The sequence below is a fragment of the Pseudomonas sp. R5-89-07 genome (assembly GCF_003851685.1).
Taxonomy (GTDB): Bacteria; Pseudomonadota; Gammaproteobacteria; order Pseudomonadales; family Pseudomonadaceae; genus Aquipseudomonas.
Window position 1 is genome coordinate 2027777 of the sequence record NZ_CP027727.1, and the last position, 16987, is coordinate 2044763.

A 16987-nucleotide genomic window follows, 5' to 3' on the forward strand; every position below is an offset into this window, starting at 1 on the left:
ATCGAAAAAAAAGGACCGCAGGCTTGAAACCTGCGGTCCTTTATTTCACGACAGAATGATGTCTATATGATGACACTCTTGGGAGCGTTCACATTAAATCGCCATCATTTACTGCTTGGCCACCTGCTTGGTGATTTTCAGGTAGTCCAGCAGGATGCGACCGGTCTCGGCCAGATAGGCGTCGTCTTCCGGCTTGGTTTTATCGGCCTCGGTCGGCAGCGCGTCTTCATCTTCTTTCTTCAGCTCTTTGAGCGGCTCTTCGCCCTTGGCCTTGCGACGCACGTTTTCCAGGACCAGCTGTTGATTTTCAATGTCGGCGTGCTGCTTGCGACGATCCGCTTCGTTGAGGCTGACGGTTTTCTCTTCCATCAACTTCTTGGCCAGGGCCAGCTTGTCGCGGATGAATACGAACTCGGCGTCCTTGGCGGAGCGAGTGTCGTGGTCAGCTTTCAGTTGGGTCAGGAACGGCTTGAACGGGTCCGATGCCGGCTTGATCGCTGGACGGATGGTGTCCCACGGCATGGCTTCGGGCAGGGCACTCTCGCCGATTTCCTTGGTGTCGATGATCGACGGGAAGTCGATGTCCGGCAGCACGCCCTGATGCTGCGTGCTCTGCCCGGAAACCCGGTAGAACTTGGCCAGCGTCAGCTTGAGCTCGCCGTGGTTCAGCGGCTGGATGGTCTGCACGGTGCCTTTGCCGAAGGTCTGGCCACCGATGATCAGCGCACGGTGGTAGTCCTGCATGGCGCCGGCGAAGATCTCCGAGGCGGAGGCCGAGAGACGGTTGACCAGCAACGCCATCGGCCCCTTGTAGAAGGCGCCCGGGTTCTCGTCTTCCAGCACGTCGACACGACCGTCAGCATTGCGCACCAACACGGTCGGACCTTTGTCGATGAACAGGCTGGTCAGCTCGGTGGCTTCCTGCAGGGAACCGCCGCCGTTGTTACGCAGGTCGATGACCACGCCGTCGACTTTTTCTTTCTGCAATTCCGTCAGGATTTTCTTCACGTCGCGGGTGGTGGACTTGTAGTCCGGGTCACCAGCGCGGAAGGCCTTGAAGTCCAGGTAGAAGGCCGGGATTTCAATCACCCCCAGCTTGTAGTCCTTGCCATCCTGCTTGAGGTTGAGGACTTTCTTCTGCACGGCCTGGTCTTCGAGCTTCACCGCTTCACGGGTGATGGACACGATCTTGCTGGTCTGGTCGTTCGGTGCGTTGGTGTGCGGAATCACTTCCAGGCGCACCACGCTGCCTTTCGGCCCGCGGATCAGCTTGACCACTTCGTCCAGGCGCCAGCCGACCACATCGACCATCTCTTTGTCGGCCTGGGCCACGCCGATGATCTTGTCGGCCGGGGCGACCTGCTTGGTCTTGTCCGCCGGACCTGCCGGTACCAGGCGCACGATCTTGACCTGGTCATTGTCGCTTTGCAGGACGGCACCGATGCCTTCCAGCGACAGACTCATGTTGATATCAAAGTTTTCCGCGTTATCCGGCGACAGATAATTGGTGTGCGGATCGTAGGACATCGCAAAAGTATTGATATAAGCCTGGAAGATGTCTTCGGCACGGGTCTGGTCCAGGCGCGCCAGTTGATTCTTGTAGCGCTTGGTCAACAGCTCCTGGATCGCCTTGGGCTCTTTGCCGGCGATCTTCAGGCGCAGCACCTCGTCCTTGACGCGTTTGCGCCACAGGTCGTCGAGCGCGGCGGTGCTGGTCAGCCAAGGGGCGTCCTTGCGATCCACCAGAAGGGTTTCCTTCTCGGTGAAGTCGAGCTTGTCGACGCCTTTGTTCAACTCACCCAGGGCGAAGTCCAGACGCGCTTTGACGCGGTCCAGGTAACGCTTGTAGATGGTGAAGCCGGGCTGCAGGTCGCCGCTCTTGAGGAAGTCGTCGAACTGGGTCTTCCACTTGTCGAACTCAGTGATGTCACTGGCCAGGAAGTAGCTGCGCGACGGATCCAGCAGCTTGAGGTAGCTGTCGTAGATGATCACCGAGCGTGCGTCGTCCAGCGGCGGCTTGCTGTAGTGATGGCGCTTGAGCAACTCGACGACGTTAAGGCTGGCAATCACCTCATCGCGATCAGGCTGAAGGTTGTCCCAGCTGTTGGCTGCGAACGTATTGGTCGACATCGACGCGAAGCCGAGACCAATGAAAAGAGCGAGGGCGGTGCTGGGGAACAGATGCTTCATGCTGATTCGACGCGGGGGCAATTGATAACGCATATTAGGCCGTCTTTGAGGGAGCCGGTTCCATATGGTCCGGTCGCATAATGCAAAAAGCCCGGCGCTACTGCTACGGGCTCAGTCCAGACTCACTATGGAGGCACTGTGAAAGCATTGCAAGGCGTTGAGAGTCATGTCGAGTGGTGTAACAGTTCGGTCCTACCTGCAATGTAGTCCCAGTTCGCATTCGCGGGGTGGAAGCGGGCTCTCATCGCAGAGTTGTAACAGTACCCATGTGGGAGGGGCTTGCCCCCGATAGGGGTATGTCAGTGAAAAATGTTTCATCTGATCCACCGCCATCGGGGGCAAGCCCACACACATGGGATCTCCCACAGGGAGATCTTGGTGGGTTCAGACCCAATGGTGGATCGGCCAGCCGGCCTTTTTTGCGTGTTCGTGCAGTACCGGGTCCGGGTTGACCACCTGCGGATGGTCCACCTTGCGCAATAACGGCAGGTCATTGCGCGAATCCGAATAGAAATAAGCACCCTCCAGGCTTTCGCCTTCCTGCTCCAGCCATGCCAGCAGCCGGGTGATCTTGCCTTCGCGGTAGGTCAGCACGCCGACGGTACGGCCGCTGTACACCCCATGGCTGACTTCCAGGTCGATGCCCAGCACTTCGTCGATGCCGATGCGCGCCGCAATCGGCGTGACCAGGTGCGTGCCCGATGCGGAAATCACCAGGATCCGGTCGCCATTGGCGCGGTGCCGGGCGATGGTCTTGGTCGCGTCGCTGTAGATCAGCGGCTCGATCACGTCCTCGACCCAGGGTTCCACCAAATGCTCGATTTCTTCCGGGGTGCGGCCGATCATCGGCTCCAGGCTGAAATCCATGAAGTCTTCCATGCGCAACTCGCCTCGGCTGTAGGCGGCCATCAGTTCGTCGTTCCTGCGCATGAAGGATTCAGGGTCGACCCAGCCCAGACGGCCCATCTGGGCGCTCCACAACGTGGCGCAGTCGCCGTGGATCAGGGTGTCGTCCAGATCAAAAATTACCAATGCCATCCGTTCATGCTCTCTCAGTCGGTCGTTGCCCGTCAGGCTACTTCACACAGTGCGCTGGGGTCGATGGAAAGTGCCAGGCGTTGGCCGTCAGGATGCAGGTCGTCAGCGGAGCGGTTGAGTACATCCACCACCAACTCCACGCCGCGCGCCTCGATTCGATAGCGAATCACATTGCCCAGCAGGCTGTGGCTGCGCACCAGCGCGTCGAGCTCGCCGCTGCGGCTCAGTTCGATGGCTTCGGGACGGATCGCGATGCGCCCGCTGATCGGACGTTGCAGCAGTTTGCTGGCCTTGTCGGCATCGAGCAGGTTGTAGTTGCCGATAAAACCGGCGGCGAACACATCCACCGGCGCCGTGTAGAGGGTCTCGGCATCGCCGCTCTGAACGATCTTGCCCTGGTTCATCAGGAAGATGCGATCCGACATGGTCAGCGCCTCTTCCTGGTCATGGGTCACGAAAATCGTGGTCAGCCCCAGTTCGCGCTGGATCTGGCGGATCTGCTCGCGCAGGTGCTTGCGGATGCGTGCGTCCAGCGCCGACAGCGGCTCATCCAGCAGCAATAGGCGCGGACGGGTCACCAGGGAGCGGGCGAGGGCTACGCGTTGGCACTGGCCGCCGGACATCTGGTGCGGGTAGCGGCCAGCCAGGTCCTTGAGTTCCACCAGTTGCAGCACATCCTGCACCCGCTTGTGGCTGTCGTCGGCGTTGACCTTTTGCATGCGCAGGCCGAAGGCGACGTTCTGCTCCACGGTCATGTTGGGGAACAGCGCATAGCTCTGGAACACCATGCCGATATGACGCTTCTGCGGGCTCAGGGGGACGATGTCCTGGCCATCCAGCAGGATCTTGCCGCTGTCCACCGAGGTCAGCCCGGCGATGCAGCGCAGCAGGGTCGACTTGCCGCAGCCGGACGGGCCGAGCAGGGTGACAAACTCGCCCTTGGCGATTTCGCAGTTGATATCGCTGAACACCGGAGTGCCGGTGTAGCTCTTTTGCAGATGTTGGACGCTGACGAAGCTCATTGGCTTTTGTCCTTGTTCAAGATGTTGGCGGCCCAGGTCAGCACCAGCACAAAGAAGAAATAGGAGATCACGACCGCGCTGGTGAAGTGTCCGCTGCTGTTGCGCATGTTGTTCAGGTACACCTGCAGGGTTTCGTAGCGTGTGCCGACCAGGATGTTGGCGAACACGAACTCACCGAACAGGAAGGAGAACGACAGCAGCAACGCCACCATCAGGCCTTTGCGCAGGTTGGGCAGCACGACCAGGATCGCGGCCTGCCAGGTGCTGGCGCCGAGCAGTTGCGAGGCGTCCATGAGGTCGCGCAGGTTGATCGCCTGCAGGTTGTTGGTGATCGCTCGGTACATGAACGGCAACGCCACGGTGAAGTAGCAGCCGATCAGGATCCAAGGGGTACCCACCATCGCCAGCGGCCCGGAGCCATACAGCTGCAGCAGGCCCACTGACGACACCACCGGCGGCACCGCGAACGGCAGCAGGATCAGGATGTTCATCAGCGCATCCAGTTTGGGGAAGTGGTAGTGCACCACAAACAGCAGCGGCAGGATCAACACCACCGAGAGCGCCAGCGCGCCCACGCACACCAGCAGCGATTGCGCGAAGGCCATCAGGAAGCGCGGGTCGCTCCATAGCTGCGTGTACCATTTCAGGCTGAAGCCGGCGGGCAGGATGGTGGCTGACCAACTGCTGGAGATGGAGTAGACAAAGGTGCCTACCAGTGGCAGGACCAGGATCAGGAACAGCAGGTATACCACCACTCGATGGTAGAGGGATGCCGGGCCGGCGTCAGCGCGAGACATGGTAGCTCCTCTTGAGCAGCAGTTGATGGACCACCGTGACCACGGTCATCAGCGCCACCAGCACCACGGCCAGGGCGCTGGCCATGTTCGGGTCCAGTGACACATCACCGGAGACCAGCCCCGCGATGCGGATCGGCAGCACGTTGAAGTTGCCGGTGGTGAGTGCGTACACCGTGGCGTAGGCGCCCAGGGCGTTGGCCAGCAGGATGACGAACGTGCCAAGCAGTGCAGGCGTCAACACCGGCAAGCCGATATGCCGCCAGAACTGCCAGCCATTGGCGCCAAGCAGGGCCGCCGACTCCCGCCAGTCTTCGCGCAACGCGTCAAAGGCCGGGTAGAGCAGCAGCACGCCGAGGGGAATCTGAAAGTAGGTATAGAGAATGATCAAGCCGGTCTTGGAGTACAGGTTGAAGTCCTGAATGATCCCCGCCTGCTTGAGCATGATAGTAATGCTGCCGTTGAACCCCAGCAGGATGATGAACGCGAAGGCCAGGGGCACGCCGGCGAAGTTGCTGGTCATGTTGGCGAAGGCGGTGACGAAATTGCGCAGCGGCGAATCGACCCGGCGCAGGGAGTAACTGCCCAGCGTGGCGATGATGATGCCGAACACGCTGGAGTAGAAGCTGATCTCGAGGCTGAACTGGATCGCCTGCAGGTAGAACTTCGAACTGAAGATGCGCGTGAAGTTTTCCAGGCTCCAACCGGCGTCTTCGGTTTGCAGGCTGTTGATCAGCACCCACACCAGCGGCGCGATTTCGAACACGATAAAGAACAGCGCGAAGGGCACCAGGCACAGCAAGGCCAGCCATTTGCCGCGATTCATGGCATTCACTTGAGCAGCCCCCGGCAGACGGGTTTGTCGTGGGGCACGCCGAGCAGCTCGCAGACAGTGCCGCACAGATCGGTCTGTTTCGGTGCGGCATTGGCGTCCAGGCTGAAGGCATTACCCAGGACAAACAGCGGCACTTCGCGCTCCTCCGGCAGCAGGCCGTTGTGGGAGCGGTCGTTGTTCATGCCGTGGTCGGCGGTGACCAGCACCTGGTAACCGGCGTCGAGCCAGCCTTGCAGGTAGTCGGCAAGGATGATGTCGGCCGAGCGTGCGCTGTTGCGGTATTGAGCGCTGTCGAGGCCGTGCTTGTGGCCGGCGTCGTCGATGTTCATGGGGTGCACCAGCAGAAAGTCCGGCGCGCATTTGAGGCGCAGGTTTTCGGCGTCGGCGAACAGATGGGAGTCCGGGTAATGGTCGTTCCAGTAGAAATGCCCATGCTGGATTGCCAGCGTCTTGTCGTCGGTATGACGGTCACGGGCAGCGATAAAAGGGGAGCGGTTATACAACTCGCTGACCCAATGGTAAGCCGCTGCCGCGGTGGTCAAGCCGGCCTCGGTGGCGTACTGAAAAATGCTGCGCTGGGTGGACAGGCGCGAGACGTTGTTATGGACGATGCCACTCTGGATCGGCGCAATGCCGGTCAGGATGCATTCATACAGCGGACGGGACAGGGCGGGCAGTTCACATTCCAGTGTGTAGAGGGCTGCGCGTCCTGCGCCGACATAGGCCTGCAAGTGCCCCATGGCGTGCCGGGCCACCTCGAAGTTCAGGCCGTCGAGCACGACAAGGATGACAGGGTGCTTCATGGGCGAGAGCGCTCCGCAGCAATAGACTTGACTCAATTCCCCAGGAGGAACGAGGTCCAAAGTGTGGGAGGGGGCTTGCCCCCGATTGCGGTGTGTCAGTGTCAGATCTGTAACTGAACCACCGCTATCGGGGGCAAGCACCCTCCCACATTGGATCTCGAGTGGATTTCCAATGTGGGCAAAAGGCTTACTTCATCTCTACGATGACCTGCTCGTTCCACAGCTGCGGCAGCTTCTTGGACGTCGCTTCCCACGCATCGGCGTCCTTGATCGGCTGCGGGTTGGCCTTGGTGTATTGCTCGCTCGGGATCAGGTTCTTGGCGATGTCAGCCGGCAGTTTCAAGTCGGTTTCGGCGCGGATCGGGCGTGCATTGCCTTTGGCCAGGTTGATCTGGCCCGCGTCGCTGAAGATGTATTCGCGGGTCAGCTTGGCGGCGTTCGGGTGTTTGGCGTACTTGTTGATGATGGTGGTGTAGCCGGATTTCACCGAGCCATCGGAGGGGATCAGCACCACATAGTCATCCGGGTTGGCCATCTTGGCTTTGTAGCTCAGGCCGTTGAAGTCCCAGACGATACCCACTTCGACTTCGCCCTTTTCCATGGTGGCGATGGTCGGGTTGGACAGTGAGAGACGACCTTGCTGGGCGATCTTGGTGAAGAATTGCAGGCCCGGCGCGATATTCTTCTCGTCGCCTTTATTGGCGATGGCGGCTGCCAGCACGGCGTTGGAAGCCTGGGCCGCGGTGCTCACGTCACCCACCGAGACCTTGTACTTGCCGGTTTGCAGGTCGGCCCAGGTGGTGGGCACTTCGGAGCCGTGCAGCAGCTTCTTGTTCACGATAAACGCGATGGTGCCGGTGTAGGCCAGGGCCCAGTGGCCGTCTTTGTCTTTCGCCCAATCCGGCACCTGGGCCCAGGTGGACGGTTTGTAAGGCTGGGTCACTTCCTGCTTCACCGCAATGGGGCCGAAAGCCGCGCCCACGTCGCCGATATCGGCGCTGGCATTGTCTTTTTCGGCTTTGAACTTGGCGATTTCCTGGGCCGAACTCATGTCGGTATCGATGTGCTTGAGGCCATAGGTCTTGGCCAGGTCTTCCCAGGTGCCTTTCCAGTTGGCCCAGTCATCGGGCATGCCGACGCTGTTCACGGCGCCCTCGGACTTGGCGGCGGCTTCCAGGGTTTTTAGATCGGTATCAGCGGCCATGGCTGCGGTGCACATGGCAATGGTCGAGCCTAACAGTGATGCCAGGAAAAGCTGTTTCATCCGAAGCTCCTATGGGCGTTTTCAACGCGGCTTTTTTATGCGGGCGGTGTGGTTGGTCTAGGTCAGAGCAATACCTGAGCCAATCTAGACGCGATGGATGACAGTTTCATGTCGATGTCGTTTTTGAAGCGCAGATGTCGTTCGGCGCAGACTGAGCGTAGACCATGCCCAAGTGCCCGTAGCACCGGGACTTGGCCGACGTATTGCAGGGTGTGCTGCACGAGGGCGGCGCGGCTGTCATCTGTCGGTCATCTGTACTGCCTAGGCTGGCGCAGTAGTGAGGTGGGGCGTTTATGCAGCTTTATGTGCACTTGAATGGTGCTGGTCTAGTCCAGATAGGTAACGTTGATGCGTGATGAGGCAATCAAAGCGGTAACCTCCATCGGGCTGGCGCTGCAGGAGCAGATCGACCATGGCTTGTTGCCGCCGGCCAGCAAGCTGCCTGCCGAGCGCAAACTCAGCGAGTTGTTTGGTACCACTCGGATTACCGTGCGGGAAGCCTTGTTACAGCTCGAGTCCCAGGGACAGATCTATCGCGAGGAGCGCCGAGGCTGGTTCGTCTCGCCGCCTCGGTTGGCCTACAACCTGATGCAGCGCAGCCACTTTCACGCGATGGTCAGTGATCAGGGGCGGGTTGCATCGACCCAGGTGATTTCCGCGCGCCTGCAGCCGGCGTCGGCGGCGGTGTGTGCCTGGTTACAGCTGCCGGCGCTGTCCAGCGTGATCCAGATTTGCCGTGGGCGGCGGATCGATGGGCGGCTGGTGCTGTACGTCGAGCACTACCTGAACCCCCAGTATTTTCCAGAGATTCTGGCGTGCGACCTGAATCAGTCGATGACCGAACTGTATGCGCGCAAGTACGACTTGCACTATGGGCGGGTGCGTTTCGAGATCGTACCGACCTCACTGCCGGTGGAAGCCGCCGCTGCGTTGCGCGTATCAGCGGGCAGCCCGGGCTTGCGGATCGCCCGGGTCAATTATGACCAGCACCAGCGCTTGATCGACTGCGACCTGGAGTTCTGGCGGCATGATGCGATTCATGTGGGCGTGGACGTGGTTTGAGGCTAGGCGAGAGACTTAAGGCGTGAGTGCCTTGATCACTTGATCCACATTGGTTTCCAGCTCCGTCACCGGATCGGCACCGTCGACATTCAACACCACCAGCTGTGAACCCCCCGCGGTGACTGCAGCCTTCACTGCGTCACTCGGCTGACGATGGTGCAGGACCACGGCGACATCGTTGTCCTTCAGGTCGGCGCTGAGTTTTTGCAGCGCCTCGGGCGTCCAGTCGGCGTCTGGCCGCGCATCGTTGCCCAGCACCTCCAGGTTCAAACCGCTGACCAGATAGGCGAAGTGATCACTCAGGCTCACAACCGTCAGGTTCTCGGCCTTGGCCAGGCGTGCTTCGCTGTCGGCGGCAAGTTTGAGCAGGCGCTGTTTGAGCGCGGCCAGGTTGGCGTCGATCTGCGGTTTGGCGCCCGGTGCCAGTCGGCTCAGATCGGCTGCCAGCACATCGGCCATGCGCCCCATATTGTTGCTCGACTGCCACGGTTGGCTGTTCAAGCCATCACTCACGCCCGGCTGCACTGCGATACCCGGCAAGCCGCCGTCCACCGGGCGCGCGGCGTCGACTTCGACAATGCGGATATTGCTGCGCCGCGCCACGGGGTAGAGCGGGTCATCCGCCCACAGCGAGCGCAAGCCGATCGCGGCGTCCGCATCCCGGGCCAGTTGGCTCAGCGCCGGCGCGCCGCGCCCAGTGAAATAGGACACTTGCCGCGAACCGGGCAGGTTGGCCGGCGCCGCGCGTTCGAGCTGCACATCGCAGCCCTTGAGCAACACTTCGGCGAGGCCGTAGGTGATCGGCAACGAGGCCAGCACCTTGACCGGTTTTACCGCGTGGGCCTTGCTCAGCGCCGCATGGCCAAGGCCATGGTTGGCGACGAAGTCCCTGGTTTGAAAGCCATCCACGGCGGCGAGGGCCGACGTGCTGATCAAGCAGGCAATGGTTAGGGCCAGTGGGCGAAAGTCAGCGCACATTATCCAAGATTCCCTTTGAGGCTGGGCACCGTACCGCGGGCGATTGCCGCGAGGGCGAAGGCAATGCCGGCGACCAGAATAATCGCGGCGCCGGACGGAACAGGCAGGTCGAAGATGATCGGCAGCAGGATGCCGCATAGGGTGCTAATGGTCGCAATCGCCACCGAAACCCAGAAGAACCCTTTGAGCGACTGGCTCAGCAGCCGCGCCGCCGCCGCCGGAATCACCAGCAGCGCACCGACCAGGATGGCGCCGATCACCTTGACCGCCGCGACGGTGATCAGCGTCACCAGAATCACGAACAGATAGTCCAGGGTCTTCACCGCCACCCCGCGCACCGCCGCCAACTGCGGGTTGAAGCTGGCGAGCATGATGCGGTTGTACAGCGGCAGCGCCAGGGCCATCACCAGTGAGCCGACCACCGCCAGCACCAGCAAGTCGTTGCCGTTGACCGTCAACACCGAACCAAACAGGACGTTTTCCAGGATGTGCACATTGATCTTGCCGGCCAGGATCAGCAGCAGGCTCGCACCCAGTGCCAGGGACACCGACAGGAACACACCGATCAGCGTATCCGGCGCCAGGCCGGTACGGTTGCGCAGGTAATTGAGCAGGATGCCGAACAGCAGGCAGTAGCCGAACAGGCTGCCGTAGGGGCCGGTATAGGGTTCGCCCAGTAGAATGCCCACGGCGACGCCGGTCAGCGCGGCATGGCCGACCGCTTCGGAGAAAAACGCGAAGCGCTTGACCACCACCAGCGTGCCCAGCCCGCCCAGCACCGGGCCAATCAACAAGCCGGCGAGCAGGGCATTAACCACAAAGCCGTAGGCCAGTGCCTCGGGCAGATAACCGGACGAGGCCCAGCCCTGGACCAACAGGCGAAACGCTTCATAATTCATTGCGCCAGGCTCCGAGGGTGAGTGGAGAAGAGGGTCAGCAGGCGGTCGGGGGTGAGTGCCTGTTTCGGCGTGGCGTCGAACAGTACGCGGCGGTTCAGGCCGGTCACGTGGTCGGCCAGGCGAGCGACGGCTTCCAGGTCGTGCTCGATCCACAGCACGGTAATTCCGGCCAGGCGCCAGTCATTGAGCAGCCGCTCGAACACCTGGATGCCGGCCTCATCAAGGGCCGACATCGGCTCATCCAGCACCAGCAATTGCGGCGCGGGAATCAGGCCCTGGGCCAGCAACACGCGCTGGCGCTCACCGCCCGACAGCGCCCCCATACGACGTTTGCGCTTGTCCTGCATGCCGACCCGCTCCAGCGCCTCGCCAATCACGCCGGCGTAGTGCCGGGACAGGCCGAGAAATGCCGGCCGTCGCTGGCACATGGCGGCCATGAAATCATCCACGGTCATCGGCAAACCCCGATCGAACTCCAGGGCCTGGGGTACATAGCCAATGGTGCCGGGCGTGGTCGGCCACTCCAGGCTCAACCGGCCCTGGTGCGGTGTTTGCCCGAGCAGGGTCTTGATCAGCGAGCTTTTGCCACCGCCATTCGGGCCGACCAGCGCATGAATACTGCCGGGGCGTACCTGGAAGCTCACCCCATCGAGAATTACGGTGCGGCCCAGGGTCAGCGAGACCTGGGTAAAGTCGAGGGTCGGGCCACAGGCCACGGTCAGTTGCTGCGCCGCCGTCATGTTCCCGACTCCTGGATCGCGCGCACCACGGTATTGAGGTTGCCGGTCATCTCCACCTCATACTTTTGCGCGCTGTATTCGCCGTAGGAAATATGCGACAGCGGGTACAGCTTGACCCCGGATTCACGTTGGATCGTATCGACATAGGTGGACGGGAAATCCATTTCCGAGAAGATCACTTTCACGTCCAGGGCGCGCAGCTCATCGATGGTTTTCTTCAGCTGGCTGGGGCTGGGTTCGATGCCGTGGGCCGGTTCGACCACGGCGGTGACTTCCAGGCCGAACTCGCGCAGCAGGTAGTCGTAAGCCGCGTGCACCGTGGCCACGCGCAGGTCCGGGTTGGGCGCGCTGGTCAGCTTGGCCAGAGCATCGGCGCGCATCTGGCGCAGGCGCTTGCCGTAAGCGCGGGCGTTCTGGGTGTAGGCGCGGGCGTTGTCCGGGTCGAGCTTGCCCAGCTCGCGGGCGATGTTGTTGACCTGGGCAATCGACGCACTGATCGACAGGAACGTGTGCGGGTTGACCACCTTGCCCGCACCGCGCGCGGCATTGCCGGTGGCGGCCAGCAGGGGCACGTTCTGGTTGGCTTCGATCACCGGGATGTCCGGGCGCTCGCTGGTGGCGATCATGCGGTCGGCGAAGTCGTCATGGCCGACGCCGTTGAGCACGATCACGTCCAGGGTGCTGATGCGCTTGATATCTTCGGCGCGCGGCTCGTAGGCATGGGGGTTGAACCCGGCCGGAATCAGCGGCACCACGTCGGCCTTGTCGCCGACGATGTTGGCCACATAGCTGTAGTAAGGGTGCAAGGTGATGCCGATGCGCAGGCGTTTACCCGCCTCGGCGTTCGCCAGGGGAGCGAGCATCAGGCTGAACAGGCCAATCAGCAACAGGCGCAACAGGGGAGATGAAATGGACATGGGCAATCGGTCTTCTCGTTCAGTGGCGGTGCTGGCGCGTGACGCCAGCATCGAATTGCGCGACCACTTGCTGCCAGCCGGCGGCGATCAGCGCCTGGTCAGAAAGGTCCGCGGGGGCGGCCAGGTCTTTGCCACGGTTGAGCCAGATATCCGGCTCGGTGCCGTGCACGCGCATCAACAGCGAGCCGCTGGTGCTTGTTGCCTGGCTCAGCCCCAGGTAGGTCGCGGGGGCGAGCAGCTGCCAGCGATGATCGCCACGGCTGACGGAGCTGGCGTCCTGGGCGAACGGCGCAAAGCCTTCTTCTGCCAGCTGGTCCGGCGTCGGCAGGGCGCGCTGCTCCTGCTGCAGTAGATGAATTTCATCCAGGGTCACCCGCAGGTCGGCGTAGAGGCCTTGTTCGGCGGCGCTCAGGTCGCGTCGCGCATCCAACTGGTGGCTGGGCAGCGCCGCCACTTCCTGGGTTTCACCGTGCAAGGCAACCACCGTTCCCGCCACCGCAAGGATGATCAGGCACAGCAACAACACATAGAGGGTTTCATGACCCGCGCCGGCCGGGCGCACGACGTTTACGGTACTCATTGCGCCTGGATATCCGCTTGGTCGATTTCCACCACGTGACCGGGGCCGGCATCGAACAGTACATAGAATTCGGACGCCGGTTTCTTGAAGGTCAGGGTCGAATCGGCACCAAGCTTGCCCGGCACCAGGATGGTTTCGTCGTAGCCGATCACATCCAGGGTCACCCCCGGCGCGCCGCTGCCGTCGGAGAAGCCGCCTTTGCACTGGATCTGCTCGCCGGCGATTTCCTTGCATTCGCACATCGGGTTGTGGGCGAGGGCGACGTGACTGAAACCGACACCGAGCAATAGCACGCAACCGGCGCGCGTCAGGCGTTTGAACATCATGGTTTGACTCCTTGCTTGTTCAGCCAGGCAATGGTGGCAGGCGAGGCCTGGCTCAGCGGAATGGAACCCTGGTGCATGCTGCCGTCCCAGCCTTCCATGGTGACCCACAGTTCGGCGTCGGGCGGCGTGCGCTCCGGCACCGGCAGCACGGCGCCCATGCGGTAGGGCGTGCCAAAGAAAATCACCCCGGCGGCCCGCAGGCTGCGGGGTTTGCCGATGCGCAGGTAAGTGGCCTTGACCTGTTCGGCGCAGGCGGCGCACAGGGCGGCGTTAAAGGCTTTCATCGGGCCGGCCGGGTCCGGGCTTGGGCCTTCGTTGCGAAACTCCGCGAGGGTCAGGCTCCAGGGGCCGACCTGGACGTCCCCGGCGACCCGCTCGCCGATCCCGGCATCGCCGCGAAACAGTGCGGCATCGGCAAAATATTTGGGCATGAATCCCAGCGGCACCAGCACCAGCAGAATGTTGAGATGGAAACGCCACTTCAGCCACCAGGCCCGCAGGGGTGAAGAGGGTTGGGTCGCGACCTTGCTCATCAGTGCGTCTCCGAGGTTTCAGCCTGCAGGGCCGGGAGGGGTACCGGCGTGCGCTGGGTCTTGGCCTCGCGCTTGAGGGCGTTGAGCGTGGCCAGGGCGGTGCGCTTGGTCCAGATCAGCAAGCCGCTCAACACCATCATGCTCAGCACCAGGCCGAAGAAGGCCCAGATCAGCTTGATCCACAGGCCGCCAAAGTCACCGGTGTGCAGTGGGCGCATGGACTCGGTGACGAACTCCAGGGGGGTGCGATCGGACAGCAGGTGCGAAACAGCGATTTCACCGCTGTAGGGGTTCAGTTGTGCGGTCTGGAACATCAGCGGGTACCAGCCGCGCCCGCCGATCTGCAGGTGGCTGTAGGCATTGAGCGGCAGGAACGCAAACGTGGCCTCCAGCCCCGGAATGCGCTGGGTGGCGATCTTGATTGCTTCGTCCAGGCTGATCATTGGGGCCGGCACGCCGGGTGCGGACAGCGGCACCTTCTCCCGGGCAATCACCGGCACGATGGGCTCGCTGGAGATGGAGATCTGATTGTCGGCCAGCGTCGCCTCGATCAGGAACCAGGTGCCGGTGATGGAAATGACGGCGATGAACCAGATCGACCAGATACCGCTCAGGCGGTGGAAGTCACCCCAGAAGATGCGTGCGCCGTGGCGGATGCGCAGGGTGGGGCGCAGGAAACCTTTCCAGAAACGCTTGTACACCACCAGCCCGGTAATCAACGAAGCCAGCAGGGGCAGGCCGAGCAGTGACACCAGGTACCAGCCCCAGCTGTAACCGTTGGTGAATGGCACCAGCCACCAGCCGTGCAGGGCGCGGGTAAATTGCTGGAAGTCGAACGACGGGCTGATGCCCTGGAGGGCGCCCGTGTAGGGGTTGGCATAGGCCTCGACCGAACGCCCGTCCGGATAGCTGAGGCCGACCGTCAATGCGAAGTGTGATTCGTCTGGGCGGATGATCGAGCGCACGATGACCTGGGGCTCGTCACGCTGGATGGCGGCGATTACCTGGTCGAAGCTCAGCGGCTGGGCATCATCCGACGGCTTGCTCGCGCGGATATCCGGGTTGGCGAGCCAGACGATTTCCTGGCTGACCACCGCCAGGGTGCCAGTGACGCAGACGATCAGTACAAAGAACCAGATGGGCAGTGCCAGCCAGCTGTGTACGAGAAACCAGAGTTTTGAGCGTGACTTCTTCGACATGTGGATGAGGGTCTTGATCGGAGGGGCGATGAAAGCCCGGAAAAGGCCAGTCGTAGCTTTTGCTGACGCGACGGGCTGTATCTAAGTTAAGACGAATGAGAATGAGAAATTCCTAAGGGGAAAATGAAAGAAAATGTTTCAGTTGCCCAGGCGCGGGGGATGGTCGTCCAGGGGGGCTTCGGGGTTTGTGTCCCAGGTGAAGCGTACGCCGCAAGCCAAGTTGCACTTGGCGGGCTACGTAGTTGTATAAGTATTTATAGCGCAAGGGCGAAAATCGGATAATGAGATTGGCCGTGTTATTTACTTTTTAAATGAACGAATGCGAACAGAAAAACACCTGTGATTACGGATGTTTAAGCGCTGCAGTGATTTAGTTCTGGAAAAAATCAGGACTCGTGTATTGACGGCGTAGAGATCATTCGCTTAAGTAGATGCCGGCCTGAAAGTCAAAAAATTCTAAACAGGGAAGTTTATTGCATGATGGTTTCAGTGGTTTATCCGCATCCCCCATTAATAAGTATTTATGCCTCTCCAGCGAGGCTGAATGAATCAGCCATTTCAAGTCGATTTTCATAGTCGCGAATATCGCTGTTCCCGCCAGGGAAGTGCACGCATTCATATGCCTGAACAGAGAGTACCTACTCATGTCGATGTTTGATCAAGCAATTCACCGCTCGGTACAGTGGCAAGACTGGCGCTGGCAGCAGAAGAATGCCCTGCGTGATGAACCGACACTTCGCGATGCCTGCGGTGGTTGGGGTGAGGAAACAACCGCGCATATTGAGCACAACCTGCAAGGGCGCAAGATGCAGATCACGCCTTACTACATCGATCTGATCAAGCGTTCGCTGACCTCTGGCGCAATCACGGACCACCCGCTGTGGCGCCAAGTGGTGCCGTATTGGAGCGAGCAGGTGGAGGGTGACTACGATGGCACTTCCGAGAATTGGGAGTTGGGCCATGAAATGAAAACACCCATCTGCCAGCACAAGTACGACAACCGCGTCATCCTGCGCACCACCAATACCTGCAATGCCTACTGCCAATTTTGCTTCGAAGCGCTGCGTACCTTGCAGGTGGGGACTGAAAAGGCCAACGCCAGCCGGGATTCCTTCATGGAATCGGTGGAGTACATCCGCGGCAACCCGGCCATCGAAGAGGTGATTCTCAGCGGCGGTGATCCGTTGATGCTGGCCGACCGCAAGCTCGAAGAGAACCTGGCGGCGCTGCGCGGCATCAGTGACGACCTGCTGATCCGTATTCACTCGCGCGCCCTGAGCTTCAACCCGTTTCGCGTCACCGACGAGCTGATCGCGATGCTGGAAAAGTACAAGGTCAATGCGTTCGGCGTGCACGTGTGCCATCCGCTCGAACTGAGCCCCGACTTTGCGGCGGCGGTCAAACGTATCCAGGGCGTGGTGCCGATTGTGTTTTCCAATATGCCGTTGTTACGCGGCGTCAACGACGATGAAGCGACGCTGCACAAACTGTTCATTGATCTTTATCGTCTGGGTGTAAAGCCTTATTACTTGTATCACTTCATGCCGTTTTCACCCGGCGCGTCGGAATATAAGGCTTCGATCAGCCAGGCCATTGCGATCATGGACCGTCTTAAACGGCGGGTATCCAATATTGCCCTGCCTGAATATGTGCTACCGCATGCGCAAGGCAAGTTTACCGTGCCACTGTTGGACTTTGAAACGCCCGAGAATTTGCCGCACTTCGAAGTGCGTGATGGGCAGCGCCATTACCGTTTCCGTAACTGGGAAGGGCAGTGGTGCAGTTGGCAGGATGCCTGAATACCTTA

The 16987-nt window shown here is 60.9% G+C and carries 17 protein-coding genes; 2 read left to right on the top strand and 15 right to left on the bottom strand.

The annotated features are described in order from the left end of the window. Positions 1-108: 108 nt before the first annotated feature. From C4J94_RS09415 to C4J94_RS09445, 7 genes are all read right to left on the bottom strand, one after another. A complete protein-coding gene (locus C4J94_RS09415) occupies positions 109-2190 on the bottom strand; it encodes a carboxy terminal-processing peptidase (RefSeq protein WP_177413447.1) in 2082 nt (693 codons plus the stop codon). Positions 2191-2574: 384 nt separating this feature from the next. Then, positions 2575-3228, bottom strand: a complete 654-nt coding sequence (locus C4J94_RS09420; RefSeq protein WP_124385893.1) for an HAD family phosphatase — start codon at positions 3226-3228, stop codon at positions 2575-2577. 32 nt (positions 3229-3260) lie between these two features. Then, positions 3261-4250: an ABC transporter ATP-binding protein gene (locus tag C4J94_RS09425; RefSeq protein WP_124385894.1), complete on the bottom strand. Its 990-nt coding sequence runs from the start codon at positions 4248-4250 to the stop codon at positions 3261-3263. Next, positions 4247-5047 carry an ABC transporter permease gene (locus C4J94_RS09430; protein WP_124385895.1) on the bottom strand — a complete coding sequence of 267 codons (801 nt, stop codon included), beginning with the start codon at positions 5045-5047 and terminating at the stop codon, positions 4247-4249. Before C4J94_RS09430 ends, C4J94_RS09425 begins: the two co-directional genes overlap by 4 nt. Continuing rightward, entirely contained in the window at positions 5034-5870 is an 837-nt protein-coding gene (locus tag C4J94_RS09435; protein ID WP_164485565.1) for an ABC transporter permease subunit, read from the bottom strand. Before C4J94_RS09435 ends, C4J94_RS09430 begins: the two co-directional genes overlap by 14 nt. A gap of 5 nt (positions 5871-5875) precedes the next feature. Continuing rightward, positions 5876-6682 carry an alkaline phosphatase family protein gene (locus C4J94_RS09440; protein WP_124385897.1) on the bottom strand — a complete coding sequence of 269 codons (807 nt, stop codon included), beginning with the start codon at positions 6680-6682 and terminating at the stop codon, positions 5876-5878. 187 nt (positions 6683-6869) lie between these two features. Beyond that, positions 6870-7946 carry an ABC transporter substrate-binding protein gene (locus C4J94_RS09445; RefSeq protein ID WP_124385898.1) on the bottom strand — a complete coding sequence of 359 codons (1077 nt, stop codon included), beginning with the start codon at positions 7944-7946 and terminating at the stop codon, positions 6870-6872. Between the two features lie 348 nt (positions 7947-8294). On the opposite strand from C4J94_RS09445, the gene C4J94_RS09450 reads away from it, so the two are divergent. Further along, positions 8295-9008 carry a UTRA domain-containing protein gene (locus C4J94_RS09450; RefSeq protein ID WP_124385899.1) on the top strand — a complete coding sequence of 238 codons (714 nt, stop codon included), beginning with the start codon at positions 8295-8297 and terminating at the stop codon, positions 9006-9008. Between the two features lie 15 nt (positions 9009-9023). Here C4J94_RS09450 and C4J94_RS09455 read toward each other — a convergent pair whose 3' ends face one another. Genes C4J94_RS09455 through C4J94_RS09490 form a run of 8 tightly spaced genes read right to left on the bottom strand, consistent with a single transcriptional unit; the run spans position 9024 to position 15180 of the window. Further along, positions 9024-9986 (bottom strand): metal ABC transporter solute-binding protein, Zn/Mn family, encoded by a 963-nt coding sequence (locus C4J94_RS09455; RefSeq protein WP_124385900.1) that lies wholly within the window; start codon positions 9984-9986, stop codon positions 9024-9026. After that, positions 9986-10885, bottom strand: coding sequence for a metal ABC transporter permease (locus C4J94_RS09460; RefSeq protein WP_124385901.1), 900 nt, complete (start codon positions 10883-10885; stop codon positions 9986-9988). The genes C4J94_RS09455 and C4J94_RS09460 overlap by 1 nt, the downstream gene beginning before the upstream one ends. Next, positions 10882-11625 (bottom strand): metal ABC transporter ATP-binding protein, encoded by a 744-nt coding sequence (locus C4J94_RS09465; RefSeq protein WP_124385902.1) that lies wholly within the window; start codon positions 11623-11625, stop codon positions 10882-10884. Before C4J94_RS09465 ends, C4J94_RS09460 begins: the two co-directional genes overlap by 4 nt. Continuing rightward, positions 11622-12542, bottom strand: coding sequence for a metal ABC transporter substrate-binding protein (locus tag C4J94_RS09470; RefSeq protein ID WP_124385903.1), 921 nt, complete (start codon positions 12540-12542; stop codon positions 11622-11624). The genes C4J94_RS09465 and C4J94_RS09470 overlap by 4 nt, the downstream gene beginning before the upstream one ends. Positions 12543-12561: 19 nt before the next feature. Beyond that, positions 12562-13122, bottom strand: coding sequence for a DUF6162 family protein (locus tag C4J94_RS09475; RefSeq protein WP_124385904.1), 561 nt, complete (start codon positions 13120-13122; stop codon positions 12562-12564). Next, complete coding sequence (locus tag C4J94_RS09480; protein WP_124385905.1) at positions 13119-13448, bottom strand: hypothetical protein; 330 nt, start codon at positions 13446-13448, stop codon at positions 13119-13121. The genes C4J94_RS09475 and C4J94_RS09480 overlap by 4 nt, the downstream gene beginning before the upstream one ends. Further along, positions 13445-13981, bottom strand: a complete 537-nt coding sequence (locus tag C4J94_RS09485) for a thiamine pyrophosphate-binding protein (RefSeq protein ID WP_124385906.1) — start codon at positions 13979-13981, stop codon at positions 13445-13447. Before C4J94_RS09485 ends, C4J94_RS09480 begins: the two co-directional genes overlap by 4 nt. Further along, positions 13981-15180, bottom strand: a complete 1200-nt coding sequence (locus tag C4J94_RS09490) for a PepSY domain-containing protein (protein ID WP_124385907.1) — start codon at positions 15178-15180, stop codon at positions 13981-13983. Before C4J94_RS09490 ends, C4J94_RS09485 begins: the two co-directional genes overlap by 1 nt. Positions 15181-15824: 644 nt before the next feature. On the opposite strand from C4J94_RS09490, the gene C4J94_RS09495 reads away from it, so the two are divergent. After that, a complete protein-coding gene (locus C4J94_RS09495) occupies positions 15825-16979 on the top strand; it encodes a KamA family radical SAM protein (protein ID WP_124385908.1) in 1155 nt (384 codons plus the stop codon). Positions 16980-16987: the final 8 nt, after the last annotated feature.